23 protein-coding genes are annotated in these 24,816 nt (G+C 68.4%); 14 read left to right on the top strand and 9 right to left on the bottom strand.

Annotated features, from left to right (window positions below; all coding sequences use genetic code 11):
- Positions 1-11: 11 nt before the first annotated feature.
- Positions 12-893 carry an SMP-30/gluconolactonase/LRE family protein gene (locus B0F77_RS30630; RefSeq protein WP_086666477.1) on the bottom strand — a complete coding sequence of 294 codons (882 nt, stop codon included), beginning with the start codon at positions 891-893 and terminating at the stop codon, positions 12-14.
- Positions 886-2,127, bottom strand: a complete 1,242-nt coding sequence (locus tag B0F77_RS30625) for an MFS transporter (protein ID WP_086666476.1) — start codon at positions 2,125-2,127, stop codon at positions 886-888. Before B0F77_RS30625 ends, B0F77_RS30630 begins: the two co-directional genes overlap by 8 nt.
- 54 nt (positions 2,128-2,181) lie before the next feature.
- Between B0F77_RS30625 and B0F77_RS30620 the strand changes: the two genes are divergently transcribed.
- From B0F77_RS30620 to B0F77_RS30610, 3 genes are read left to right on the top strand one after another with little or no spacing between them, the layout of a single operon-like run.
- The gene (locus tag B0F77_RS30620) at positions 2,182-2,682 is read left to right on the top strand and encodes an ArsR/SmtB family transcription factor (RefSeq protein ID WP_281252558.1); all 501 of its coding nucleotides are present in this window, start codon (positions 2,182-2,184) and stop codon (positions 2,680-2,682) included.
- Between the two features lie 25 nt (positions 2,683-2,707).
- Positions 2,708-4,168: a GTPase HflX gene (gene hflX / locus B0F77_RS30615; RefSeq protein WP_086666475.1), complete on the top strand. Its 1,461-nt coding sequence runs from the start codon at positions 2,708-2,710 to the stop codon at positions 4,166-4,168.
- Positions 4,165-5,121, top strand: coding sequence for an SdiA-regulated/phytase-like domain-containing protein (locus tag B0F77_RS30610; RefSeq protein ID WP_143466978.1), 957 nt, complete (start codon positions 4,165-4,167; stop codon positions 5,119-5,121). The genes hflX and B0F77_RS30610 overlap by 4 nt, the downstream gene beginning before the upstream one ends.
- Positions 5,122-5,263: 142 nt before the next feature.
- Here B0F77_RS30610 and B0F77_RS30605 read toward each other — a convergent pair whose 3' ends face one another.
- On the bottom strand, positions 5,264-6,373 hold the full coding sequence (locus tag B0F77_RS30605) for a cytochrome P450 (protein WP_245848841.1): 1,110 nt from the start codon (positions 6,371-6,373) through the stop codon (positions 5,264-5,266).
- A gap of 109 nt (positions 6,374-6,482) precedes the next feature.
- On the opposite strand from B0F77_RS30605, the gene B0F77_RS30600 reads away from it, so the two are divergent.
- Entirely contained in the window at positions 6,483-7,244 is a 762-nt protein-coding gene (locus tag B0F77_RS30600) for a GbsR/MarR family transcriptional regulator (protein ID WP_086666473.1), read from the top strand.
- On the opposite strand, the gene lexA is transcribed toward B0F77_RS30600, so the two are convergent.
- The gene (gene lexA, locus B0F77_RS30595; protein WP_211294131.1) at positions 7,219-7,896 is read right to left on the bottom strand and encodes a transcriptional repressor LexA; all 678 of its coding nucleotides are present in this window, start codon (positions 7,894-7,896) and stop codon (positions 7,219-7,221) included. The genes B0F77_RS30600 and lexA overlap by 26 nt on opposite strands.
- Positions 7,897-8,130: 234 nt before the next feature.
- Between lexA and B0F77_RS30590 the strand changes: the two genes are divergently transcribed.
- Together B0F77_RS30590 and B0F77_RS30585 are read left to right on the top strand one after the other, a co-directional pair.
- Positions 8,131-8,406, top strand: a complete 276-nt coding sequence (locus B0F77_RS30590) for a hypothetical protein (protein WP_143466977.1) — start codon at positions 8,131-8,133, stop codon at positions 8,404-8,406.
- A gap of 432 nt (positions 8,407-8,838) precedes the next feature.
- The gene (locus B0F77_RS30585; RefSeq protein ID WP_143466976.1) at positions 8,839-9,252 is read left to right on the top strand and encodes a hypothetical protein; all 414 of its coding nucleotides are present in this window, start codon (positions 8,839-8,841) and stop codon (positions 9,250-9,252) included.
- A 37-nt stretch (positions 9,253-9,289) separates the two neighbouring features.
- Here the strand turns inward: B0F77_RS30585 and B0F77_RS30580 are convergent, their stop codons facing one another.
- On the bottom strand, positions 9,290-12,286 hold the full coding sequence (locus B0F77_RS30580; RefSeq protein ID WP_245848839.1) for an AfsR/SARP family transcriptional regulator: 2,997 nt from the start codon (positions 12,284-12,286) through the stop codon (positions 9,290-9,292).
- A 20-nt stretch (positions 12,287-12,306) separates the two neighbouring features.
- Positions 12,307-12,726 carry a hypothetical protein gene (locus tag B0F77_RS30575; RefSeq protein ID WP_143466975.1) on the bottom strand — a complete coding sequence of 140 codons (420 nt, stop codon included), beginning with the start codon at positions 12,724-12,726 and terminating at the stop codon, positions 12,307-12,309.
- A gap of 307 nt (positions 12,727-13,033) precedes the next feature.
- Here B0F77_RS30575 and nrdR point away from each other — a divergent pair, with 307 nt between their 5' ends.
- Both nrdR and B0F77_RS30565 read left to right on the top strand, forming a co-directional pair.
- The gene (gene nrdR, locus B0F77_RS30570; RefSeq protein WP_086666468.1) at positions 13,034-13,504 is read left to right on the top strand and encodes a transcriptional regulator NrdR; all 471 of its coding nucleotides are present in this window, start codon (positions 13,034-13,036) and stop codon (positions 13,502-13,504) included.
- 66 nt (positions 13,505-13,570) lie between these two features.
- On the top strand, positions 13,571-16,396 hold the full coding sequence (locus tag B0F77_RS30565; RefSeq protein ID WP_086666467.1) for a vitamin B12-dependent ribonucleotide reductase: 2,826 nt from the start codon (positions 13,571-13,573) through the stop codon (positions 16,394-16,396).
- A 19-nt stretch (positions 16,397-16,415) separates the two neighbouring features.
- Here the strand turns inward: B0F77_RS30565 and B0F77_RS30560 are convergent, their stop codons facing one another.
- Positions 16,416-16,937: an HNH endonuclease gene (locus B0F77_RS30560; RefSeq protein ID WP_086666466.1), complete on the bottom strand. Its 522-nt coding sequence runs from the start codon at positions 16,935-16,937 to the stop codon at positions 16,416-16,418.
- A 95-nt stretch (positions 16,938-17,032) separates the two neighbouring features.
- Here B0F77_RS30560 and B0F77_RS30555 point away from each other — a divergent pair, with 95 nt between their 5' ends.
- Entirely contained in the window at positions 17,033-17,584 is a 552-nt protein-coding gene (locus B0F77_RS30555) for a hypothetical protein (RefSeq protein WP_086666465.1), read from the top strand.
- A 50-nt stretch (positions 17,585-17,634) separates the two neighbouring features.
- Positions 17,635-18,516 carry an ADP-ribosylglycohydrolase family protein gene (locus B0F77_RS30550; protein ID WP_086666464.1) on the top strand — a complete coding sequence of 294 codons (882 nt, stop codon included), beginning with the start codon at positions 17,635-17,637 and terminating at the stop codon, positions 18,514-18,516.
- Here the strand turns inward: B0F77_RS30550 and B0F77_RS30545 are convergent.
- Complete coding sequence (locus B0F77_RS30545) at positions 18,513-18,971, bottom strand: CGNR zinc finger domain-containing protein (RefSeq protein WP_158102860.1); 459 nt, start codon at positions 18,969-18,971, stop codon at positions 18,513-18,515. The two genes, B0F77_RS30550 and B0F77_RS30545, sit on opposite strands and share 4 nt — an antisense overlap.
- A 45-nt stretch (positions 18,972-19,016) precedes the next feature.
- Between B0F77_RS30545 and B0F77_RS30540 the strand changes: the two genes are divergently transcribed.
- From B0F77_RS30540 to B0F77_RS30530, 3 genes are read left to right on the top strand one after another with little or no spacing between them, the layout of a single operon-like run.
- Positions 19,017-19,853, top strand: coding sequence for an alpha/beta fold hydrolase (locus B0F77_RS30540; RefSeq protein ID WP_086666462.1), 837 nt, complete (start codon positions 19,017-19,019; stop codon positions 19,851-19,853).
- Between the two features lie 51 nt (positions 19,854-19,904).
- A complete protein-coding gene (locus B0F77_RS30535) occupies positions 19,905-22,400 on the top strand; it encodes a PEP/pyruvate-binding domain-containing protein (protein WP_086666461.1) in 2,496 nt (831 codons plus the stop codon).
- Between the two features lie 10 nt (positions 22,401-22,410).
- Complete coding sequence (locus B0F77_RS30530) at positions 22,411-23,067, top strand: EcsC family protein (RefSeq protein ID WP_086666460.1); 657 nt, start codon at positions 22,411-22,413, stop codon at positions 23,065-23,067.
- Here the strand turns inward: B0F77_RS30530 and B0F77_RS30525 are convergent.
- Entirely contained in the window at positions 23,064-23,822 is a 759-nt protein-coding gene (locus B0F77_RS30525) for a bestrophin-like domain (RefSeq protein WP_086666459.1), read from the bottom strand. The two genes, B0F77_RS30530 and B0F77_RS30525, sit on opposite strands and share 4 nt — an antisense overlap.
- 315 nt (positions 23,823-24,137) lie before the next feature.
- On the opposite strand from B0F77_RS30525, the gene B0F77_RS30520 reads away from it, so the two are divergent.
- Positions 24,138-24,816 (top strand): DUF6923 family protein (locus B0F77_RS30520; RefSeq protein WP_425435745.1); only part of this gene is annotated, 679 nt, incomplete at its 3' end.

Genomic DNA, 24,816 nt, shown 5'->3' with positions numbered 1-24,816 from the left:
TATCCGATATATCAGTTCAGCCGGTAGACCTCGATCTTCCCGAGCCGCTCGGGCTTGACCACGCTCGGGTTCGAGTCCGGCGCCGTCAGGCAGACGAGGTGATCGTCGACGACCGCGACCGCGAAGCACGTCTGCGTCGTCTCCACGCGGTGCGTGATCTTCCCGCCCTCGGTCACCCGGAACGCCGCCGCCTGCAACGCCGGCGCCACCCACACGCCGTCGCCGTCCCCGGCGATCCCGTCCGGCGCGATCCCGAACTCCTTCACATCGGCCCACACCCTGCGGTTTTGCAACGATCCGTTTCGGTCGACCGAAAACGAAGTGAGTTTGAATGCAATGGTCTCGGCGACGACCAACATGGTGCCGGTCTCGGACTCACCCGTCGGGTCGGGCAGCAGGGCCATGCCGTTCGGGAACTTGAGGTCCTCGGCGACGACGCTCACGGATCCGTCGGGCTGGACGAGCGCGAGCGCGGCGCCCTGCGGTTCGAAGTCCGGCTCGAGCAGCCGCGGGATGCCGACCTCGTCGATCAGGCCGTGCAGGTCGAAGCCGAAGTTGCCGACGTACGCGCGGCCCTCGCCGTCGACGAGCATGTCGTTGGCGTGGAAGGTCGCGATATCCGATATATCGGCGTGCAGGACGAGATCGTCGCCTTCGAGGCGGCGCACGGTGCGGTCGAGCATCGACACGACGAGCAGACGGCCGTCGGGCAGCCAGCCGAGGCCTGAGGGCTGGCCGTCGAAGGCGACGACGACCTCGTCGGCACCTGTCGTGAGGTCGAGGGCGTGTACTTCGCCCGCGTAGAAGTCGGAGTAGTAGAGGCGTCCGTCGGGGCCGCGTCGCGGTCCTTCGCCGAAATGGAGACCTTCGCGAACAACCTTCGTGTCAGCCATGGGCCTCGACGTTAGACGTGGCCGGCAGGTCACGCATAGACCGCAACGGGGAGAGCAGCAACCACACCATCCCGAGCACCGAGCCGATCACCGAGACCCACAGCGTCGGCACGATGCCGATCCACGACCCGAGCCCGCCGCCCAGCAGTGCGCCGAGCGGCGTCGCGCCCCACACCACCCAGCGGATCGAGGCGTTCATCCGGCCCAGCAGCTGGTCGGGGCAGATCGCCTGCCGGTAGCTCACCTGGCCGACGTTGTAGACGACGATCCCGAACGCGGTCACCGCGAGGCCGGCCATCGGCAGCACCAGGCCCCAGCCGCCGGAGACGAACGGCAGCACCAGGATGAACGGCCAGGTCACGAGGGGGATGAGCCAGATCATCCTGGCCTGCCCGACCAGCACGCCGATCCGGTAGGCGAGCGCCGCGCCGAGCACTCCGCCGACGCCGCCCGCGCTGAGCACCAGACCGGCCGTGCCCTCGCTCAGGCCGACGGTCTGCAGCAGGAACAGCACCATCACGGCGTTCTGGACGCCGTGGAAGAAGTTCGACGTGCCGGTGCAGGCCACGATCATCCGCAGGGTGGTGTTGCCGAACACGAACCGCAGCCCCTCCGCGATCTCGCGCCGCAACTGCGGGTCGGGGTGTCGTTCCGGCGCCGGCTCGACGGTCTTGATCCGGACCAGGAAGAACGCCGAGCTCAGGTAGCCGAGCCCGGTCGCGAGCACGCCGTTGGCCGCGCCGAGGAGCTGGGCCGCGTAACCGCCGATCGCGGGTCCCGACACCTCCGCGACCGACAGGCTGGCCTGCAGCTTCGAGTTGCCCTCGACGAGCTGGCCGCGACCGACCAGTGAGGGCAGGTACGACTGGTAGGCGACGTCGAAGAACACCGTGCACACGCCCGCCGCGAGGCTCACGACGATCAGCTGGGGCAGGTCGAGCAGGTCCAGCCACCACGCGACGGGCACGCTCAGCATCAGCGCGGCGCGGACGACGTCCATCGCGATCATCAGCGGTTTGCGGCGCATCCGGTCGACCCAGACGCCCGCCGGCAGGCCGATCAGCAGGAACGCGATCGTGCTCGCCGCGGCCAGCAGACCCATCTCGAACGGTGTCGCGTTCAGCACACCTGCCGCGAGCAGCGGGATCACCGTCATGCCGACGTTCGCGCCGAACTGGCTGATCGTGTCGCCGATCCAGAGCCGGCGGAAGTCGGGATGCCCCCAAAGCGCCATGCCGAGAAGTCTGCGCTGAGTGATTGGAAACTGTCAATCACTTATGCTGGTGCCGTGCCACTCTCGCGCAAGCGTCGTCCCGCGACGAACGAGGAAGCCGCGGCTCTGAGCTCTGACCTGCGGTTGCGGATGATCCGCATGACGTTCGACCGCCCGCTCACCAACAAGGAGCTGGCGCAGCGGCTCGGCAAGGACCCGGCCACGACGCTGCACCACGTCCGCAAGCTCGTCGCCGCCGGGTTCCTGGAGGCGATGCCGCCGCGCGCGGGCAATCGGGGTGCGAAGGAAATCCCCTATCGGTCGACAGGACTGTCGTGGCAGCTCGACAACAGCGAAAATGCGGTCGCCGTCGGTCAGGCGATGCTGCACGCTTTCCTCGGCGAGGTTGCCGACATCGGGCTCGAAGACGTGGATCAGAGCCGTCTGGTCGTCACCGTCGACCCCGAGGAACTAAAGCAGCGGCTCGCGTCGTTGATGGATGAGCTGGCCGCGCAACCGGTCAAGCCGGATGTTCCCCGTGTGGCGATCTACCTCGCGGTGTATCCGGGGGACTGACGGTCCATGGGACGATGAAGGGCAAATGACGGAAAACATCCAGAGCACAGAGTTCGACCCCGAGTTCGACTCGACGTGGGACGAAGACGACTTCTCGACGGGCGACTACGAACGCGTCGAACGTGCCGCGTTGCGCCGTGTCGCCGGGTTGTCGACCGAACTCGAGGACATCACCGAGGTCGAGTACCGGCAGCTTCGCCTGGAGCGGGTCGTGCTCGTCGGGGTGTGGACCGAGGGCACAGCCGCGGACTCCGACGCCTCGATGGCCGAACTCGCCCGCCTCGCGGAAACCGCTGGTTCCGAGGTGCTCGAGGGCGTGGTGCAGCGGCGCGACAAGCCGGACGCCGCGACGTACATCGGTTCCGGCAAGGTCTCCGAGCTGCGCGACGTGGTGCAGGCGACCGGCGCGGACACCGTGATCTGCGACGGCGAGCTCTCGCCAGGCCAGCTTCGTCAGCTGGAGGAGAAGCTCAAGGTCAAGGTCATCGACCGCACCGCACTCATTCTGGACATCTTCGCGCAGCACGCGCGGTCCAAGGAGGGCAAGGCGCAGGTCGAGCTGGCCCAGCTGCAGTACCTGATGCCGCGCCTGCGCGGCTGGGGTGAGACGTTGTCGAGGCAGGCCGGTGGTCGTGCCGGCGGCGGCAACGGCGGTGTGGGTCTGCGCGGTCCTGGTGAAACCAAGATCGAGACCGACCGCCGCCGGATCCGCGCGCGCATCGCCAAGCTGCGCCGCGAGATCGCCGCGATCGGCGTCATCCGCGAGACCAAGCGGGGCCGCCGCACGGCGAACGAGATCCCGAGCATCGCCATCGCGGGCTACACGAACGCGGGCAAGTCGTCGCTGCTCAACGCGCTGACTGGCGCCGGTGTCCTGGTGGAGGACGCGCTGTTCGCCACCCTCGACCCGACGACGCGCCGCGCGGTGACGCCCGAGGGCCTGGCGTACACGCTGACGGACACGGTCGGCTTCGTCCGGCACCTGCCGCACCAGCTGGTCGAGGCGTTCCGCTCCACGCTGGAGGAGGTCGGCCAGGCGGACCTGCTCGTGCACGTGGTCGACGGCTCCGACGGCATGCCGGAGAAGCAGGTCAGCGCCGTGCGCGAGGTCATCTCCGAGATCAACGAGGAGACCGGCACGCCGATGCCGCGCGAGCTGCTCGTCGTGAACAAGATCGACGCCGTGGGCGACCTCGGCCTCGCCCGGCTGCGGCACCTGTTCCCGGACGCGTCGTTCGTGTCGGCGCACTCGGGCCTCGGCATCGAGGAGCTGCGGGTCCGCATCGCCGAACTGATGCCACGCCCCGAGGTCGTCGTCGAGGCCCTCGTGCCGTACGCGCGCGGCGAGGTCGTCGCCCGCGTGCACCGCGACGGCGAGGTGCTGTCCGAGAAGCACACGGAGTCGGGCACGTTGCTCAGCGCCCGCGTGCGTCCGGACCTCGCCGGCGTGCTCGAGGAGTTCGCGACGAACGGGACGCCTGCTTGATCCCGCCTCCACCGGTGGACGTGTGCCCGGTAGCCATGCAGGAGCTCTCCGGGCTCACGTCCGACGGTAAGCAGTTCTTCGCCGTCAGCGACAGCGACAACGGCACGCTGCGCATCCAGGTCATGGGCCGTGACTGCGTGATCACGCGCACGATCACCGCACCCGTCGACCCCTTCGACGTCGAAGACCTCGCGATGACGCCGGACGGCACCCTCTGGGCCTCCGACACCGGCGACAACAACAAGTCCCGCTCCACGGTCGCCCTGCACAAGGTCTCACCTTCAGGCGCCGTGGAGCGGTTCCGCGTCACCTACCCGGACGGCAAGCACGACGCCGAGGCCTTGCTCATCGACAAGGCCGGCACCCCGTACATCATCACCAAGGAACCCCTGGGCTCCGCGCTGGTATATCGCCCCACAGCCCCGCTGCGAACCGATATATCAGTCCCGTTGGAGCAGGTAGCGCGCGTGTCGCTGGCAACGACCGACACCCCGGGCGGCCCCCTGGAAGGCACCCTCGACTCGCGCCTGGTGACCGGCGCCGCCTCCATGTCCGACGGCTCCGTCATCGCCCTGCGCACCTACACCGACGCCTACCTCTACCCGGTCCCCGACGGCGATGTCGTCAAGGCCTTCTCCGGCGACCCGGTCCGCGTCCCGCTGCCGAACGAACCCCAGGGCGAGGCCATCGCCTTCGACCCGGACGGCACTCTGCTCTCGGCCTCCGAGGGCGTCGGCACCCCGATCCGCGCCGTGGCAGGCGCCGCCGCCCTGGCCCAGCCACCCGCGCCGACGACCACGCAACCCCCACCGGCCGCCGACCAGCCCCAGTCCTCCGCGCCCGCGGACGCGTCGAGCTCCTCCTGGCAGAACTGGCCCCTGGCCCTGACCCTCGGCGGCCTCGTCCTGATCGCCGCCCTCGTCATCGGCCTCCGCTTCCGCCGCCGCGCCTGACCCAGCCCACCCGCTTCCCGCACCTCGCGCGCCCCTGCTGACCTGCCCCTTAGCAATGAGTCTTTGGACGTCGTCGTCAAAAGACTCATTGCTAAGGCCTAGCGGGCAGGCTCACGGCCGACTGATATATCGGTTTCGGTGGCTAGTCCCAGGCGACCGGCAGGCGTTCCAGACCGCCGATCACCAGGCTCGCGCGGTGCGGCAGCTCGTCCTCGGGCACGGCCAGGCGCAGCTTCGGGAACCGGGTGAAGAGACCCGGAAAGGCGATCTTCAGCTCGATCCGGGCGAGGTGCTGGCCGATGCACTGGTGGACGCCGTGGCCGAACGCGACGTGCCCGGCCGCGCCGCGGGCGAGGTCGAGGACGTCGGGGTCGGCGTAGCGCGCCAAGTCGTGGTTGGCCGAGCCCAGCTCGACGAACACGGTGTCACCCTGGCGCACGAGGATGCCGTCGACCTCGACGTCCTCCAACGCGGTGCGCACCGTCGCTGGCGTCAGACTGATATATCGCAGGAGCTCCTCGATGGCGGCGTCGGGATTAGCCAGCATCGCGTCCACTCGCGTCGGCGCGCGCATGAGCTCCAGCGTGCCGAGCGACAGCATGTTCGTCGTCGTGTCGAGGCCGCCGCCGAGCAACATCATGCTCATCGTGGCCATCTCGTCGTCGGTCAGATCGCTGCCGGAGTTGACGAGGTCGCTGAGTACGTCGTCGGTCGGACGGGCGCGCTTGGCAGCCACCATTTCCAGCATGAACCGCTGAAGCCGTTCGAACGCGGCGGACATCGCCGCGGCCTCGTCGGCTTCGGCGCCGCTGCCGCCCGTGAGCAGCATCGCGTCCTGCTGGAACTCCGTGCGGCGCTCGTAGGGGACGCCCAGCAGCTCGCAGATCATCAGGCCCGGCACCGGCACCGCGAAGTGCTCGACGAGGTCCGCGGGCGAGCCCTGTGCCGCGAGTGAGTCCAGGTGCTCGGCCGTGATCACTTCGAGTCGTTCGGCGAGCAGCCGCATGCGGCGGACGGTGAACTGACCGGTCAGCCTGCTGCGGTAGCGGGTGTGGTCGGGCGGGTCGTGGTCGGTGAACGCGCCGGGCGGCGACGGCGGCGCGTCGCCGGGGCTGCCGGGGCCGAACGGGTTGTGCATCAGGTCCGGCCTGATGCTGAAGCGGTGGTCCGCCAGCACGGCGCGCACGGTCGCGTGGTCGTGCGCTCGCCAGCCGGCGTGCCCGTCCGGGTACGTCATCGGGCTGAGTGGCATTGCCTCCCCCTTGCAACGAGGTCTTTCCCCTCCTTGCAAGCTAAAAACGTTTGCGGACGAAGTCAAAAGACTCATTGCAATGGCTTGAAGCGCAAGGCACGATGGGGTTGTGCCTGGTAAGCGGCTAGATGAAGAGGAACGGCAGCTCATCGCCCAGTTCCTGTGGGACGGGCTGGGCTACTCGGAAATCGGGAGGCGGTTGCAAAGGCCGGCGTCCACGATTCAGCGCGAGGTGGCTCGCAATGGGGGCCACAACAGCTACCGGCCGGGTGCCGCGCACCGGGCGGCGAGTGAGCGGGCGATGCGCCGGATGCCTGCTGTGGACGATCTGGACGTCGACGACGAGGCGTACTCGTTCGGGCGCAGTCCGGGCGAGGTGCAGGAGTTCCACCTGAGGCTCGTCGCGTCGTTCGTGCAGACCGGCATACCGAAGACGGCCGCGCGGATCCTGGCCGAGATCTTCATGGTCGACAAGGGCAGCCTGTCGGCGACCGAACTCGTGCTCAGGCTGTCGGTCAGCCCCGGCACCGTCTCGCGTTCGACGGCCTACCTGCAGGACCTGGGGTTGCTGCGCGGCGAGCGCGACGGCAAGCGCATGCGCTACTTCCTCGACGAGGACATCTGGTACCGGGCGTGGCTGTCCAGCGCCGAACGCAACTCCGTGTGGGCGCACACCGCACTGGACGGTGCCGAGATCTTCGGGCTCGACACGCCAGTGGGTGCACGCCTCAAGGACATGGGTCAGTTCTTCGCGTTCGTCGTGGTGGACATGGAGTCCACCAGGCAGAAGTGGCTCGACTTCTTCGAGAAGAAGAAACGGGCCCGCGAGAAAACCCGTGAGGGAGCTACGGAAGGCGCCGCAGCACCGTGACGACCTTGCCGAGGATGGTGGCCTCGTCGCCGTTGATCGGCTGGTAGGCAGGGTTGTGCGGCATCAGCCACACGTGGCCGTCCTTGCGCTTGAACGTCTTCACGGTCGCCTCGCCGTCGATCATGGCGGCGACGATCTCGCCCTGGTCCGCGGTCGGCTGCTTGCGGATCACGACCCAGTCGCCGTCGGTGATCGCGGCGTCGATCATCGAGTCACCGACGACGCGCAGCAGGAACAGCTCGCCCTCGCCGACGATCTCGCGCGGCAGCGGGAACACGTCCTCGATCGACTCCTCGGCCAGGATCGGGCCACCGGCGGCGATGCGGCCGACCATCGGCACGTACGCGGGCGTCGGCTTGGACATCGGGTCGAGACCGGGATCGATCTCGGACGGCAGCATGCCCACCGCGCGCGGGCGGTTCGCGTCGCGGCGCAGGAAGCCCTTCCGCTCCAGCGCGCGCAGCTGGTACGCGACCGAGGAGGTCGACGTGAGGCCGACGGCCTCGCCGATCTCGCGCACGCTCGGCGGGTAGCCGAAGCGGTCGACCCAGTCGCGGATCACATCGAGCACCTTGCGCTGGCGCAGGGTCAGGCCGGCGTTGCCCGCGATCTCGCTTACCTCTGTCTCAGCAAGAGCGGGGTCTGGGTCGATCGTCTTGCCTGCCACGGTCGCTGTCCTCCTCGCCGCCCCCAGTTCGAATGGGATTCCGGCCTCCGTCGATCTTCGTGGTCGACGGTAGTCGTGTTTGCTGCACAGATCAAACACCTGTTCGAGGTATTTGGGCGCGTGTTGTGGCGTCCGGCGAGTCGGCGTGGTAGAAATTCGCACGGACGTTCGATCGAACCCCTGTTCGATCATGGTGGTTGACCTGCGATGGAGGTCGTCATGGCGGTGCTCGTCGAGAAGCGGTTGCGCGTTGTCGAGGACGCGGATGTCGCAGCGGGGCGGCCACTCCGTTCGGGTCCCCGTGTCATGCCGCGACGCCCGGCGACCAAGCCGCGACCGGTCGCGGTGCCCTCGTCGCGCGATTCCAGCTCGTGCGAGGTCCGGCCGAAGCGCGAGTCGTCCGCTCTCGAACTCCTCGCGGTCGGCGTGCTGAGCGCGTTGACGATCATCGCCCTCGGCGTGCTCTACCTCCAGCAGGTCGGCGTCACCCAGTAGGACCGGCCCAGTAGGACCGAAGCGAAACCGAAGCCTCACGGAAGTGGCCCTGTCCACCATTCGGTGTGACAGTCGAGACCCCCGGAGGCACACCATGGCGACGCGGACCTATCACCCCCGTGACGACCTGACGTCGTGGTGAGAAGTGTGATCATCGGCGCGATGCTCGACATCGCGATGGACCTGGCGTGGCCGTGACCGTCGAGACGAGCCCCCTGGGGTTGGGCTCGGACGACGGCAGCATCCCCCATCACGGCGCGGCCGAGAGGCCCGCCGCCACCTGGTTCCAGGCCTGTGCTCAACCGGCTGGACGACTCCAGCTCTCCGCTTGAGCGGCACGTCGCCGCACAACGCTCCTGAAAGCCGCCGCAGCGGGACTTCACCTGTTCCGCGCTGGGGTTCTTCGCTGGAAACACCGAGAGGGAAACAAGAATGAGGATGGGACGAATCGTCGCGGCAGCGGCGATCGCGGTGGGCACCGTGATGTCGATGGCGCCTGCCGCCAGTGCCGCCGCGTCCAGGGACGTCGACGTCTACACCGACGACCCGGACCCCAAGGGCGGTATGGCCTGGTTCAAGGCCTACGGCGAGCACTTCGGGATCTGTGACCGCGACTACGACGACCTCGGCGTGCGCGGCCGCCTCACCTACACGTACAACGGCATCACGCACGAGTACAAGTTGTGGCACCACTCGGGCCACCACCAGGACCCGCGGTTGAACTGCAACACCTACCCGGACGACATCAACATCCCCGAGGGCACCAAGGTGTACCTGCAGGTGTGTCTGCAGAAGGAAAAGGGCGCAACGCTCAAGTACTGCGACACCGACACCGGCGTGGCCTGAGTTGGCAGGGTCGTGAGCGGGTGTCCGTCAACCCCGCTCACGACCGCGCGGTGAGGCCCGCGAGGGCGCGCGTCGCGCGTGCGGCGCCGGTGACGTGTCCGGTGTCGCGCCAGATGTGCAGGGCCTCCCGCACCGCGTGTCCGGCCTGCGCGCTCCCACCGGAAGCGGACTCCACGGCGGCGACGGCGAGCAGCGCCTCCGCCTCCAGGAGCCGCAACCCGCGCGCTCGCGCCACGTCGAGGGCCGTGGCCGCATGCGTTCTCGCCGCCGCCGGATCGGTCGCGGCGAGGACGTGGGCGAGCGCGGCGGACGCCTCCGCCTCCGATCCGCGCAGGCCGGACCGCGCGGCGATCTCCAACGCCCGCACCAGGTGTTCCCGTTCGGACCTCGCGCGGCCGAGTCCGATCAACGCCATCGCCTCGGCCTGCTGGTCACCGTCCTGACGGGCGCACTCCAGCGCCTCGGCGGCGGTCCGGCCGGCGGTCTCGTGGTCGTCGCGGGCCAGGTGCACCGCGCTCAGCCCGCTGAGCGCGGTCGCCTCACCGAAGCGGGATCCCTGCTCGCGGAACGACTCCAGCGCGAGCAGGAGTGTGTGCTCGGCGTCCGCGACGTCGCCGAGCGCCAGCAGCACCGACCCCAGGTCCGCCAGGTTGGCGGCCTCCCAGAAAGCGAGAGAGTTGTTGCGACACAACGAGACCGACTCGTCGAGGCACTTCCTGGCCTCGGCCAGCATGCCGAGCTGCCGGTAGTGACAGCTCAATGAGTTCAACGCGTGACTCTCGCCTGACGGGTTGCCCAGCTCGCGGAACAGCTCGATCGCGCGCAGGCTGTGCTCGACCGCCTCGGCGATCCTGCCCGTCCAGTCCAGCATCGACCCGAGGTTCGACACGGCCGTCGCCTCGCATTCGCGCCAGCCGCACTTGCGGCTGGCCCGCGCCGCCTCCTCGGTGTGCGCCACGCCGTCGGTGTGCCGTCCCTCGCGGAACGCGGCGCCGCCCATCGTCAGACGCAGCAACGCTTCCGCGGCGTGCGCACCGTGCCGCCGGGCCGCTGGCAACAGTTCCGACGCGAGCTCCAGCCACTCGACACGCCTGCCGTGGTCGTGGAAGAACCGCCGCACCGCGTCGGCGAGGTACCAGACCTGCGGGCGCGGTCCGGTCACCGCGGCACGTCGCAACGCGGCGACCAGGTTCGGCGCCTCGACGTCCAGCCACGCCACGGCCGCCACACTGGTCGCGAACCGCACCGGGCTCTCGGCCGGTTCGTCGTCGCGGGGGAGCGACACGACCCGCTTGCCCAGCTGTGCGACGGCCGCGTCGGTGGCAGCGAGGTAGCCGGCGAACAACCTCTCCCAGGCCGGCGTGGTCTCCGCGGTTCCCGAACGTTCTTCAGCGTAGCGGCGCACCAGGTCATGGAACCGGTAACGGCCCGGCGCATGCGCCTCGACCAGGTTCGCGGCACTCAGCCCCCGCAGCAACCTGGTGGCCACACTGGCGTCGGCGTCGAGCAGCGCCGCCGCGTCGTGCGGCGTGAAGTCCGGTCCAGGTACGACTCCGAGCAGCCGGAACAGCCGTTGCTGGTCAGCCGGAAGTGCTTGGTAGGACATGGAGAACGCCGTGGCGACCGCGTTCTGCTCCGCGCCGTCGAACGCGAGCAACGGGTCGGCGCGCAGCTCCGCGACCGCCGATTCGATGCTCGTGCCCACGCCGGCCGCGGCGATGCGCAACGCCAGCGGGTGGTGCCCGCACACCTCGGCCAGGTCGGCCGCGGCGGCGGGTTCGGCAGCCACTCGGTCCGCGCCGAGCGCCGACACGAGCAGCGCGTGCGAGTCCTGTTCCGGGAGCTGTGTCAGGGTGATCGCGCGCGCACCGGTCCGGGCGACCAGGTCCACCAGCCGGTGCCTGCTGGTCACCAGCACGCGGCCGGACGACGGCAGGAGCGGCAGCACCTGAGCGGCATCGCGGGCGTTGTCCAGCACCACCAAGGCTTTCCGGTCCGCGAGCAACGACCGGAACAGTCCACTTTGGTCGTCCGATTCGGACGGTGAGGCACCGAGTGCGCGCAGCAGCTGGGCGAGCGCCGCGGTCGGGCTGAGTGGTTCGTCGTCGGCGTCGAACCCGCGCAGGTTCACGTACAGCTGCCCGTCCGGGTATCGGTCGCGGGCCGCGTGCGCCCATCGCACGGCGAGCGCGGTCTTCCCGACCCCGGCGGTGCCGGTGATCAGCCACACGCCGTCCTCGCCGTCCTCCAGCGCGGCCAGCTCGGCGGCACGACCCGCGAAACCCCGTGTCGCCAAAGGAAGTTCGGCGGGCCGCACCTCGGTGACGGCCTGCACCGGAACCCGGTCCTCGCCGCGCAGAACGCGCAGCTGCGCGTCCCGCAACGCCTGTCCCGGCTCGATGCCGAGCTCGGACGCGAGCAGTTCGTGTCCCTGTGAGTACACCTCCAGCGCCTCGGCCGTCCGCCCGCACCGATGCAGCGCGAGCATCAACGCCGCGCGCAGCCGTTCGCGATACGGGTGCTCGTCGACGAGCTTGCGCAGGCCGCCCGCCGCTTCCGCGTGGTGGCCCTCGGCGATCTGGAGCTCGTGCAGTTCCTCGACGATCGCGAGCCGTCGTTCGGCCAGCGCCGGGCGTTCCAGCTCGGCCAACTCGTCGCTCACGCCGTCCAGCGGCGTGCCGGTCCACAACGCGAGTGCCTCGCGCAGCCGCGCGATGGCGGCCTCACCGGTCAGCGTCCTGGCGTGGGCGACGGCCTCGTCGAACAGGTCGAGGTCGCGTTCGCCGGGGGCGACCTCGATCGAGTAGCCGGACGCGCCGCGCGTGATCACGTCGGCGCCGATCAGCTTGCGCAGGTCGGACACGTGCACCTGCAGCCGCCCGCGGGCACTGCGCGGCGCCTGCTCACCCCAGGTCAGGTCGATCAGCCGGTCCTCCGGCACGACCCGGCCGGGACTGAGCAGCAGCGCCGCCAGCACCGACGCCTGTTTCGGCCCGGCCGGGCGCACGGGCCCGGCCGGGCCGAGGACCGTCACCGGTCCGAGCAGGAGATACCTCAGCGCAGACCCTTCTGCGCCGTGCACTTCGCGCCACTGCGGTCGGCGAACTTCACCTCGACCCAGGCGCGCCCCGTGCGCTCCACCGTCGTGCCGTTGACGGGCACCTCGGCCGTCTCGTCCGACCTCAGGCCGGACTTCGACCGCGAGAGCACCGCGGTCAGCGTGGTGCCCAGGCTGTGGAAGACCTTGACGTGCATCGCACCGGTGTCGGCGATGTAAGGACCGGCCGCGCCCGTGCCCTTCTTCAACCGGTACTCCGTGCCGCGGTCGTACGACAGCGTGAACGTGCCGCTGAAGTCTCCTTCCGTGCAGGTGGCGGTCACCGACCCCGTGACGGCCTGTGCGGCGGGTGCCACCACGCCGCTCGCGGCCATCAGCAGAGCCAGCAGCGCGGCTCTCTTCACCCCAGCCCCCAAGATGATCTCCCTCTGGTCGTTGCGCCACCCGAGTGACGCGTCACAGGAATATCACGCGAGGGCGCCGGCGGAGGTTGCGCGACGGTCACGTGCCGGCGCCGGTGCGCAGTAGCCGCAGTTCACCCACGATTCCTCCATCCGAGTGTCGCCCGACACGCCGTGTCGAGTTGCAACCTCTTGCGTTGCGATCTAGGTTCTACCCCTACATCTAGTGGTTACACCGTTGTAAGTAGTCCACAGGTTGTGGGTAACTCCAACCTCGTGCGGCTGCTGTGACGGGTGCTGCGCCGGGGAGGGGTGAACAGACGTGCGGTGTCCGTTTTGCCGTCATTCGGACTCACGGGTGGTTGATTCCCGTGAGGTCGACGAGGGTCAGGTGATCCGTCGTCGTCGCTCCTGCAACAGCTGCAGCCGCAGGTTCACCACGGTCGAAGAAGCGGTTCTCGCCGTGGTCAAGCGCTCCGGGGTGACGGAGCCGTTCAGCCGCGACAAGGTGGTCGTCGGCGTGCGCAGGGCGTGCCAGGGCCGCCCGGTCGACGAGGACGCGTTCCAGCAGCTCGCCCAGCGGGTGGAAGAGTCGATCCGGTCGACAGGATGCGCGGAAATCGCCAGTCACGAGGTGGGCCTCGCCATTCTCGGCCCGCTGCGGGAGCTCGACGAAGTTGCGTACCTCCGCTTCGCGAGCGTCTACAGGTCCTTCTCGTCCGTCGAGGACTTCGAGAAGGAAATTCTTGATCTTCGCACTGCCAGAGCCGAGGACGTTCCGGCCGAGCAGTGATCCGCGCGCTTCGAAGCGCGTGCAGACACCAACACTTTCTAAGCACCAGTACGAGGGAGATCCACCGTGACCGAGACCGTCGGCGGCTCAGCCAAGAAGACAGCCGCACGGGCGGCTGCCAAGCCTGCCGCGCTGAAGGTCCAGCGCGTCTACACCACCGAGGGCCGCCACCCCTACGACGAGGTCACCTGGGAACGCCGCGACGTCGTCATGACGAACTGGCGCGACGGCTCGGTGAACTTCGAGCAGCGCGGTGTGGAGTTCCCCGGGTTCTGGTCGGTGAACGCCACCAACATCGTCACCAGCAAGTACTTCCGCGGTGCCGTCGGCAGTGAGAAGCGCGAGCAGTCGCTGCGCCAGCTGATCGACCGCGTCGTGAAGACGTACGTGGGCGCGGGCAAGGAGCACGGCTACTTCGGCTCCGAGCAGGACGCCGAGATCTTCGAGCACGAGCTCACCTACATGCTTCTGCACCAGGTGTTCAGCTTCAACTCGCCGGTGTGGTTCAACGTCGGCACCAGCTCGCCGCAGCAGGTCAGCGCGTGCTTCATCCTCGCGGTCGACGACACCATGGAGTCGATCCTGAACTGGTACCGCGAGGAGGGCCTGATCTTCAAGGGCGGCTCCGGTGCCGGCCTGAACCTCTCGCGCATCCGTTCCTCCAAGGAGCTGCTGTCCTCCGGCGGCACCGCGTCCGGCCCCGTGTCGTTCATGCGCGGCGCCGACGCGTCCGCGGGCACCATCAAGTCCGGTGGCGCGACCCGCCGCGCGGCCAAGATGGTCGTCCTCGACGTCGACCACCCGGACGTCGTGGAGTTCATCGAGACCAAGGCGCGCGAAGAGGACAAGATCCGCGCACTGCGCGACGCCGGGTTCGACATGGACCTCGGCGGCGCGGACATCGTGTCCGTGCAGTACCAGAACGCGAACAACTCGATCCGCGTCTCGGACGAGTTCATGCACGCCTACGAGAGCGGCGGCGACTTCGGTCTGCGCGGCCGTCAGACCGGCGAGGTCATCGAGCGCGTCGATGCCAAGGAGCTGTTCGGCAAGCTGGCGAAGGCCGCGTGGGAGTGCGCCGACCCCGGCATCCAGTACGACGACACGATCAACGACTGGCACACCTGCCCCGAGTCGGGCCGCATCACCGCGTCCAACCCGTGTTCGGAGTACATGCACCTCGACAACTCGAGCTGCAACCTCGCGTCGCTGAACCTGATGAAGTTCCTCGGTGACGACGGCCGTTTCGACGCCGTCACGTTCGCCAAGGCCGTCGAGCTGATCATCACGGCGATGGACATCTCGATCTGCTTCGCGGACTTCCCGACCGAGCCGATCGCGGACACCACCCGCAAGTTCCGCCAGCTCGGCATCGGCTACGCCAACCTCGGCGCGCTGCTGATGGCGACCGGCCACGCGTACGACTCCGAGGGCGGCCGCGCGCTCGCCGCGACCATCACCTCGCTGATGACCGGTGTCTCGTACCGCCGTTCCGCCGAGCTCGCGGGCATGGTCGGCGCGTACGACGGTTACAAGCGCAACGCCACGGCGCACCAGCGCGTCATGCGCAAGCACGCCGCCGCCAACGACCTGATCCGCACGTACCACGCGAACGACGCGGCGGTGCACAAGGTCTCGACCGAGGCGTGGCAGCAGGCGCTGGAGATCGGCGCGAAGAACGGCTGGCGCAACGCCCAGGCGTCCGTGCTGGCCCCGACCGGCACCATCGGCCTGATGATGGACTGCGACACCACCGGTATCGAGCCGGACCTGGCCCTGGTCAAGTTCAAGAAGCTCGTCGGCGGCGGCTCGATGCAGATCGTCAACCAGACGGTGCCGCGCGCGCTGAAGTCGTTGGGCTACCAGGACGAGCAGATCGAGGCGATCGTCGAGTTCATCGGCGAGCACGGCCACGTCGTCGACGCGCCTGGCCTGCGCCGCGAGCACTACGAGGTCTTCGACTGCGCGATGGGCGAGCGTTCGATCGCGCCCATGGGCCACGTGCGGATGATGGCGGCCACGCAGCCGTTCCTGTCCGGCGCGATCTCCAAGACGGTCAACATGCCGGAGACGGCGACGATCGCCGACGTCGAGGAGATCTACTACCAGGGCTGGAAGCTCGGCCTGAAGGCGCTCGCGATCTACCGCGACAACTGCAAGGTCGGCCAGCCGCTGTCCGCGGGCAAGGGCGCGAACAAGGGTGCCGAGGCCAAGACCGAGACGGTCGTCGAGTACCGCCCGGTCCGCAAGCGCCTGCCGAAGAAGCGCCCGTCGCAGACCGTGTCGTTCACGGTCGGTGGCGCCGAGGGCTACCTGCACGCCGGTTCGTACCCGGACAACGGCCTCGGCGAGATCTTCGTCAAGCTGGGCAAGCAGGGCTCGACGCTGGCCGGCGTGATGGACGCGTTCTCGATGTCCATCTCGGTGGGTCTGCAGTACGGCATCCCGCTCGAGTTCTACGTCTCGAAGTTCCAGAACCTGCGCTTCGAGCCGGCGGGCATGACCGACGACCCGGACGTGCGCATCGCGACGTCGGTGCTGGACTACCTGTTCCGCCGCCTGGCGCTGGACTACCTGCCGTACGACAAGCGCGCGCAGCTCGGCATCTTCACCGCCGACGAGCGTTCCGCGCAGGTCGCCGGCGAGTACGGCGCGCCCGCGTCGTCCGATGTGGACCTCGAGGGTCTGCGCGGGTCGGTGGAGGCCACTCCGAAGCAGGTCGAGGCCGCCGTCGAGACCCCGAAGCAGGTGGGCAGCTCGACCGAGCTGCTGGAGCTGCACCTCGGCAAGGCCGCGGACGCGCCGCTGTGCATGACCTGTGGCACGAAGATGCGCCCGGCCGGTTCGTGCTACCTGTGTGAGGGCTGCGGCAGCACGTCCGGCTGCAGCTGATCGAACACCTGGCGGACCGTCACGGCAGCTCGATGCCGTGGCGGTCCGCCAGTTTCTTCTCGATCTCCGCGATCACGCACGCGATCGTCGACGGGTTGAGCCGTCCCTCGCCGAAGTGGATGACGGTCTTCGCGAACTCGTCCGCCGCCAGCGCCCGGCACTCGGCGTTCAGCGAGCGGTGGTCGACCGCGGCCTCCTTGAAGCACTCCAGCGGCTTGCGGCCGAAGATGACCTCGAACTCCTTCCAGCCGCGCAACGTCCAGTACGTGTCGTAGGACGAGACGGACGTCGCCCGCAGCCACCTCCACAGGTACTGGGGGTCCTGGTGGCTGGGCGCCTCGCGACTGCACCGGCCACAGAGCAGGACCAGGTTGTCGGCCGTGTGGCCGCCGCCCAGTGCCGCGGGCACGACGTGGCACTTCTCCAGCTGCGCCAGGTACCCGCACCGCCAGCACCGTTCGTGTGCCTCGCTCCAGTCGATGGCCAGGTCGATCTCGTGCTCGACCCAGTACCCGACGATCTGCTCGTTGCTGACGCCCACGTGCCCTCCCCAGTTGAGTTGACCTTCCTGTCGGTGACGAAGGCGATTGCGTTTCACCATCGTTCAACTGATAGAAAAACGGGGGAGGGGAACAGATGCGCTCGTTCGACGATTTACGCCGCTACCTGCTCGGCCAGCTCAACGCCGCTGTCCGGCGACCTGGCATGTACGGCGGCGAGGCGGTGATCCTCACCCTGCTCGACGCGCTGGCGTTCGCCGACGACCGCACGGATCGGTGGCAGGTCGAGCTCGACGCGCTGGTGGCGCGCGGTGCGGCCAATGCGGCGATGGTGAGCGGCGCGGTGCACGAGGTGCTCGGTCACCGCAGCGAGGACGTCATGGCCTCGGTGTACGCGGACCTCGCGCACCGGCAGGGCTGGCTGTCGCTCGACGCCGACAGCCGGATTCCCGGTGTGCTGGGCGAACGTGACTGCTTGCTCGACGACGTGATCGAGGAGTACGGCGAGCCGCCGTTGTGGCTGGGCGGCACCAACCCGAAGTACTCGAAGACGCTCGGCTATCCGGACCGGTCCGGGTCGCTGGTGTTCTTCCACTTCATGCCGGAGCTCCGGCTGATGGCGACGCGGCGGGGTGACGGAGGGTTCCGCGACAGTTTCGTCTTCACACCTGCCGGGCAATCGCGCTGACTCCTCAGCTCGCCTGAAATCCGTTGCTGGGCAAGGTAAAATGGCAGGTGATGCGCATAGTTCTGCATGCACGTGCGCGCCTGGACCTTGCATACGACTCGCTCGACGGGCTCTCTGTCGGCGATGCTCTGGGCGCACAGTTCTTCATGGTCGGCCGCTCGCTGTCCGACCTCGTGGCCGGCAAGCCGCCACGAGGGCCCTGGGAGTGGACCGACGACACCGAAATGGCCTGCAATCTCGTCGCCGAGCTTCGTGATCACGGTGACGTCGACCAGGACCGGCTCGCGGCGATCTTCGCCGACCGCTGCGAGCCCTACCGCGGTTACGGTGCGGGAGCGTTCACCATCCTGCGCAAGATCCGCCAAGGCACGCCGTGGAAAGAGGCGGCCGCAAGCGCGTTCGACGGGCAGGGTTCGTGCGGCAACGGTGCCGCCATGCGGATCGCGCCACTCGGCGCGTACTTCGCCGACGACGCGAAAACCGTGACAGCGCAAGCGATCCGGGCGAGCGAGGTCACGCACCAGCATCCGGAGGGCATCGCGGGCGGTGTGGCCGTGGCCCATGCCGCCGCCATCGCGGCGAAGGCCCGGCTGTCCGGATCGCCACCCAGCGACCTGCTCGGCAGCGTTCTCGACCACCTCGAGGATTCGTTCGTGCGCAAGGGGATCGAGAAGGCGCGCAAGATCGAGAACGCCGAGGAGGCGGCCTACGTCCTCGGTAACGGCTCACGCGTGACGGCGCAGGACACCGTGCCGTTCACGCTCTGGGTCGCCGCCCATCACCTCGACGACTACCGTGCCGCCATCACGGCGTGCGTCAAAGCAGGCGGTGACGTCGACACGACCGCCGCGATCGTCGGCGGCATCATCGCGACACCGCCGCCGGAGTGGCGCCGGGAACGCGAAGAACTCCCGGACTGGGTGCGCCGCTAGTCCTTGTGCCGCTGGTAGTACCGCGCCACCCGCACCCGGTTCCCGCACGTCGCGGGGTCGCACCACCGGCGTCGCGGGTGCGCGGGCACGAACAGCAGCCGGCACCCCGGCCCCTCACACGTCTTCACCTTCCGCACGGCCGGTGACGCCAGCAGTTCGCCCGCCGCGCCCGCCAGCAGCGCGAGTGCCCGCGCGACCTCGTCACCGTCCCGTTCGCGCGAGACCTCCACCGCGCCGGACCACGACAGCACGTCGTAAGCCGGTGCACCGCGCAAAGCCGCGTTCAACGGTGCCAGGTCAGGCTCCTGGCCGTCCCGCGCCGCGAGCACGGCCGCCTCGACGTGCCCGCGCAGCTCTCTCAGGGCTTCCGAGCAGGGCAGACCCTGCGACGACAACCACTCCTCCAAGTGGTCGTCCTCGGACGTCAGCGTGTTGACGAACTCAAGCGCGAGCATCATCTAACTGTACATCACGCGAAGTACCCATTAGCCTAATGTGTCATGACGGCAAAGACGCATGTGACGAAGCATCGGTTCGCCGACGTCGACGGCATCAAGATCTTCTATCGAGAGGCCGGCGACCCGGCCGCGCCCAAACTCCTGCTCCTGCACGGCTTCCCGTCGGCGTCGCACCAGTACGCGCGGCTCATCGAGGAGCTCCAGGACGACTTCCACGTCATCGCGCCCGACAATCCCGGCTCCGGCCACAGCGACGCTCCCGACCGGCCCTGCAGCTTCGACTTCCTCGCTGCCGCGATCGAGAAGTTCCTGCAGGTCATCGACTTCACCGGCTTCTCGATGTACGTCTTCGACTTCGGTGCCCCGGTCGGCTTCCGCGTCGCGACCCGGCATCCCGAGTGGATCAAGGGCCTGATCGTCCAGAACGGCAACGCCTACGAGGACGGCCTCTCGGACCTCGCGCGGGGCTTCATCGGCAACCGCGATCCGCAGGCCGCGCGCGACATGCTCGCTTTGCGGTACACGAAGTTCGGCTACCTCGAAGGCGTGCGCGACCCCGAGGCGATCTCGCCCGACACGTGGACCCTCGACCAGCACTACCTCGACCTGCGTCCGCAGCCCCAGATCGATCTCTTCCTCGACTACCACAGCAATGTCGCGAAGTACCCGGAGTGGCAGGCCTACCTGCGCGAGCACCAGCCGCCGACGCTCATCACGTGGGGCCGCGGCGACCCGTTCTTCCTCGAGCCCGGCGCGAAGGCGTACCTGCGCGACCTGCCCGGCGCCCAGCTGCACCTGTTCGACACCGGCCACTTCGCGCTGGAGGAGAACCTGAGGGAGATCGCCACGCTGATCAGGGCGTTCATCTCAACGGAGTGATTTATTCATCACGTGTTGAGTTTTTGGCCGGACGCTCGTAGCCTCAGGGCCATGGACGACTACTGCGTGGATTTCGGGGCCATCGACGGCACGATGCTCGCGACCGTGGGCGGCAAGGCGGCGAACCTGGGCGAGCTCACCAGGGCGGGTTTGCCGGTGCCGCAGGGCTTCTGCGTCACCACGGACGCGTACCGGGCGGTCGCGGCCACCGACGAGCTGGCGAACACCACCCCGGAGGACGCCCGCCGGACGTTGGTGGAAACCCCTGTGCCGCAGGAGATCCAGGACGCGATCGTCGCCGGGTACCGCAAGCTCGGTGAGAACGTCCCGGTGGCGGTGCGGTCCAGCGCGACGGCCGAGGACCTGCCGTTCGCGAGCTTCGCCGGCCAGCAGGACACGTTCCTCAACGTCGTCGGCGAGGACGCGGTGGTCGACGCCGTGCGCCGTTGCTGGGCCTCGCTGTGGACGGACCGCGCGGTCAGCTACCGCGACACGAACGGGATCGACCACACCACGACCTACCTCGCCGTTGTGGTGCAACGGATGGTGCAGTCCGCGGTCTCCGGCGTGATGTTCACGGCGAACCCGGTCACCGGCACGCGCGACCAGATCGTCATCGACGCGAGCCCCGGCCTGGGCGAGGCGGTGGTGTCGGGTGCGGTCAACCCGGACCACTTCGTCGTCGACGGGACCGAGATCGTCGAAAGGCGGCTGGGGGACAAGAAGTTCGTCATCCGCTCGCTGCCGGGCGGCGGCACCGAGCACGTCGAGGTCGGTGAGAACGACGCGGCCTGCCTGACCGACGGGCAGATCCACGCGCTCGCCGTGCTCGGCCGCAAGGTGCAGCGGCACTACGGTTCGCCGCAGGACACCGAGTGGGCGATCGACGCGGACGGCGAGCTGCACCTCACCCAGGCCCGGCCGATCACGACGCTGTTCCCGTTGCCCGACAACCCCGACGGCGCTGCCCACGTCTACTTCTGCTTCAGCCTCGCGCAGGGCCTCGAACGCCCGATCACGCCGATGGGCCGCGCGGCGTTCCGTGAGATCGCCAAGTCGGCCTTCGAGATCGTGATCGGCGACCCGACGAGCCAGTCCTATGTGGAGAACGGCGAACGCATCTTCTTCGACGCCACCAAGGTTCTGCGGAGCAGGGTCGGCCGTGAGTTCGTCACCCGGCTGCTCGGCGTGATGGAGGCGCGTTCCTCCGAGGTGCTGCGCGGACTGTTCGACGATCCGAGGTTCGCGATCACGAACTCGTCGCCCATGCCCGCCGTCAAGCGCGTGCTGCGGCTCGCACGGCGGTTCCACGTGCCGGTGATCGCCGCGAAGGCGCTGGTGAACCCGGAAAAGGCCGTGCGGAACGCGTTGGTGATGGAGCGCGACATCCTGGAGAAGTCCGCGAACCTCTCGATCGAACAGGCTCTGCGGCAGTGCGTCGTGCCGGTGCTGCCGCGCCTCGCGCCGACCGCGCTGATCGGGTTCGTGATGCTCGCGCTCGTCGGCAAGGTGGTCAAGGTCAAGCCGGGCGAGCTGCAGACCGTTCTGCGTGGCCTGCCCAACAACATCACCACCGAGATGGACATGGCGATGTGGGATCTCGCGCAGGAGATCAGGCGTGATCCTGTTGCGCTGCGGCAGTTCCAGAGCGGCGAACGCCCGGCCGCACTCGACCGCTTCCTCGCGACGTGGGGCCACCGCGCCGTCGCGGAGATCGACCTCGGCCTGCCCAGGTGGTCCGACGATCCGACCTACGTCATCGGTGTGGTGCGGAACTTCCTGCTGCTGGAGGACGAGAACGCCGCCCCGGACGGCGTCTTCGCACGCGGCGCCGCGGAAGCCGAAGCGATGATCGAGACTCTGGCCAAACGCGCCTGGGGTCGCGGCTGGTTCGTGCGCTTCGCGTTGCGCCGCACCAGATTGCTCGCCGGCCTGCGGGAGTACCCGAAGTACCTGATCATCACCCTGTTCGGCGCACTCCGGAAGCGCATCGCGGACATCGGCGCTGAGTTGGTGGACCAGGGCAGGCTCGCCAAGGTCGACGACGTCTACTTCCTCACCTTCGAGGAAATGCGTGCCGCGGAAGGAGATCTGCGTTCGATCGTGGCCGCGCGGCGTGAGGTCTACGACCGCGAGATGCGGCGCAGGCACATCCCGCGCGTGCTGCTCTCGGACGGCACCGAACCCGAAGCCGTGCACCACGGCACCCCGGCCGAGGGCGATCTGGTCGGCACGCCGGCGTCGGCGGGCACGATCACCGGCATCGCACGGGTCGTGATGGACCCGGTCGGCGCGCACCTCGAACCCGGCGAGATCCTCGTGGCGCCGTCGACGGATCCTGGCTGGACGCCGTTGTTCCTGACGGCGGGCGGGCTCGTGATGGAGATGGGCGGTGCGAACTCGCACGGCGCGGTTGTCGCCCGTGAGTACGGGATTCCCGCGGTCGTGGGTGTGCGCGAGGCCGTGACCCGGATCAAGACAGGGGAGCGGATCACCGTCGACGGCAGCACGGGCGCAGTGACCACACTCGAGGACCTGACCGCGTAATCTCGGAGTTGTGGCTGAGTCCAAGGGTGAGCTGAACAAGGTCCAGCAGGGCCTCGCCGACTACCTGCTGCGTGCCGGGGTGGACGGGTTCGGCCCGTTCAAGAGCGCGCGCGACGCCGCGTCCGACGCCCTCGTCAAGAAGGGCGACGAGAACGACGCGATCAAGCACCTCATCCGCACGCACGTGGCGCTGGCCGGCGCGCAGGGTTTCATCACGAACCTCGGCGGCCTGATCACGCTGCCGATCTCACTGCCGTCCAACGTCGCGGCCGCGTACGTGATCCAGACGCACCTCATCGCGTCGATAGCGTCGTTGCGCGGTCACGACGTGGACAGCGAAGAGGTGCAGACGGCCATCCTGCTGTGCCTGCTCGGCAATGCCGGAACCGAACTGTTCAAAAAGGTCGGCATCAAGCAGTTCACCAAGAAGGCCGCCTCGGCGCTTATCACAAAATACGGTACAAAGAAGCTCGGCACGATCGCGGCGAAGGGTGTTCCGTTGCTGGGCGGCGTCATCGGTGGTGGTGTCGACGCCGCCTCTACCAGAGCGGTCGGCGCATTCGCAAATCGCTACTTCGCTCACGCGGACCCGTTGCCGAAGGTCATCGACGGCGAGGTGCTCTCGGTGGAGATCGAAGACGCGGACGGAATGACCGATTCGCGCTAGCTCAGCCGGTCCAGTGCGGAACTGAAGGCGTCCGGCGGGATGTGCACGCCGCCGCTGAACGGGTTCTGCATCTGGTAGATCGCGAACAACAGCAGCACCAGCGTCGAGCTCAGCGTGATGGTGATCAGCAGCTGTGAGATCAGGTTCGGCCCGCCGAACAGGAACGGGAACAGCAGCGACAGACCCGTGCCGATCAGCAGCGCGAGCCACACCACCGGGTTGATCCCGTTGCCCGCCGCGTCCAGCCGCTCCTGCCTGGCCTGGTAGACCTCCCACAGCTGGTTCGCCGCCTCGGCCTTGCGGTCCTCCTGCCAGGCGCCGTCCGGAGCCGCTGTCGCGATCGTGTCCCTGAGCTGGTTCAACGTGGTCCAGCCCCGGTTGTCCACCTCCTGGCCGTCGCGCATCCGCGGCCACTCGTCGTCCACGACGGTCGAGACGTAGTCCCGGATCAGCTGCTCCACCTTGGTCTTCGCGGGCTCCGGCAGCGAGTCGGAGGACCAGTCGACGGCGACGAGCGCGTTGGCCTCCTTCTGCACCTGCTCCTCGGCGCCGTTGGACGCGTCGAACAGGGAGATCAGGATGAACGCGACCAGCACGGCGTGCAGGCCGGCGACGATGCTGAACACCGATCCGCCCGCGCCGAGGTTCTTCTCCCCGACTTCCTCCGAGCCGAACCGACGGGTGATCACGACGAGGACGGCGGAGATGACGGCGGCACCGATAACCCAGAGCGTGCCGGTCAGGTAAATGCTCAATTCGGCTCCTTTCTGGTGTGGGATTAGACCACGGTCTACTGTGACCGGTACAGCACGGTCTGGTTAACGAGCAATGGTCAGGTGGGAATGCGCGGCAACAGCAGTGATACCCGGTTGTCGTATTGGACTGCTCCATTCCGGTGGCGGCAGGATTTGCTCGCGTTGAGCGCCATCTCGTCTCTGCTCGTGCTTTCCACGCCGTTCACCAGCGCCGTTGCTCATGCTGCACCGCCGAACTGTGACGCATTTCAAGTCCGTTCATCCAATCGTGGTGATTTCTCGACGTTGGCGAAGTTCGACGCGTCATCCGGTGGGGTGACGGAGATAGCTCGGCTGGACTACGCGGTGAACGCGCTGGGGTACTCGCCGTCGTTGGGACGTCTGGTCGGCCTCACGTCGAGAGGCCATCACTGGTGGAAGAACCCGTCGCACGTCGTCCTGATCGACACCAAGGGCGTGGTCAACGATCTCGGACCCGTTGACGCGCACTGGTTCCGCACCGACGACGTGTCCGCGGGCGCGGTCGTCGGCACCACGTTCTACGTGCGCGACAACGCCCGGCTGCACGCGATCGACATCGACCCCGCGAGCGCGTCCTACCTCAAGATCGTGCGCACCGTCGTGCTGGACTGGCCAGCGCTGACGCTCGACGACTTCGCCGTGAACCCGGCGAACGGCAAGCTGGCCGGCGTGTCGGCGGCGGGCTGGGGACCGGGCGAGGTCGTGACGTTCGACCCGGTGTCCGGCCGCCTGCTCAGCAGAACGGAAATCGCTGAGCTGCCAGGAAAATCCACCTACGGCGCCGTCGTGATCGACTCGGCCGGCACCGTCTACGCCACCAACAACGGCTACCAGGGCCGCAGCCGCACCTATCGGATCTCCGGCACCGCGGTGGAGCTGTCGGCGGGCCCACAGCTGGGCATGATCGACGCGGCGGGCTGTCTGCCGAACCCGATGCCACCCCGCATCGACCCGCCCGCACCCCGTCCCGAGG

Origin of the sequence: Lentzea kentuckyensis (assembly GCF_002150765.1) — a bacterium.
GTDB lineage: Bacteria > Actinomycetota > Actinomycetes > Mycobacteriales > Pseudonocardiaceae > Lentzea > Lentzea kentuckyensis.
This window is presented reverse-complemented; position numbering and strand designations above follow the sequence as displayed.

What these genes read in the sequence shown, in the direction of transcription:
- hflX (WP_086666475.1), top strand. Translation starts at nt 2,708, where the DNA reads ATGACGGAAAACATCCAGAGCACAGAGTTCGACCCCGAGTTCGACTCG.
- B0F77_RS30630 (WP_086666477.1), bottom strand. Translation starts at nt 893, where the DNA reads ATGGCTGACACGAAGGTTGTTCGCGAAGGTCTCCATTTCGGCGAAGGA.
- B0F77_RS30550 (WP_086666464.1), top strand. Translation starts at nt 17,635, where the DNA reads ATGCGCATAGTTCTGCATGCACGTGCGCGCCTGGACCTTGCATACGAC.
- B0F77_RS30555 (WP_086666465.1), top strand. Translation starts at nt 17,033, where the DNA reads ATGCGCTCGTTCGACGATTTACGCCGCTACCTGCTCGGCCAGCTCAAC.
- B0F77_RS30605 (WP_245848841.1), bottom strand. Translation starts at nt 6,373, where the DNA reads ATGCCACTCAGCCCGATGACGTACCCGGACGGGCACGCCGGCTGGCGA.
- B0F77_RS30535 (WP_086666461.1), top strand. Translation starts at nt 19,905, where the DNA reads ATGGACGACTACTGCGTGGATTTCGGGGCCATCGACGGCACGATGCTC.
- B0F77_RS30585 (WP_143466976.1), top strand. Translation starts at nt 8,839, where the DNA reads ATGAGGATGGGACGAATCGTCGCGGCAGCGGCGATCGCGGTGGGCACC.
- B0F77_RS30625 (WP_086666476.1), bottom strand. Translation starts at nt 2,127, where the DNA reads ATGGCGCTTTGGGGGCATCCCGACTTCCGCCGGCTCTGGATCGGCGAC.
- B0F77_RS30545 (WP_158102860.1), bottom strand. Translation starts at nt 18,971, where the DNA reads ATGCTCGCGCTTGAGTTCGTCAACACGCTGACGTCCGAGGACGACCAC.
- B0F77_RS30590 (WP_143466977.1), top strand. Translation starts at nt 8,131, where the DNA reads ATGGCGGTGCTCGTCGAGAAGCGGTTGCGCGTTGTCGAGGACGCGGAT.
- B0F77_RS30540 (WP_086666462.1), top strand. Translation starts at nt 19,017, where the DNA reads ATGACGGCAAAGACGCATGTGACGAAGCATCGGTTCGCCGACGTCGAC.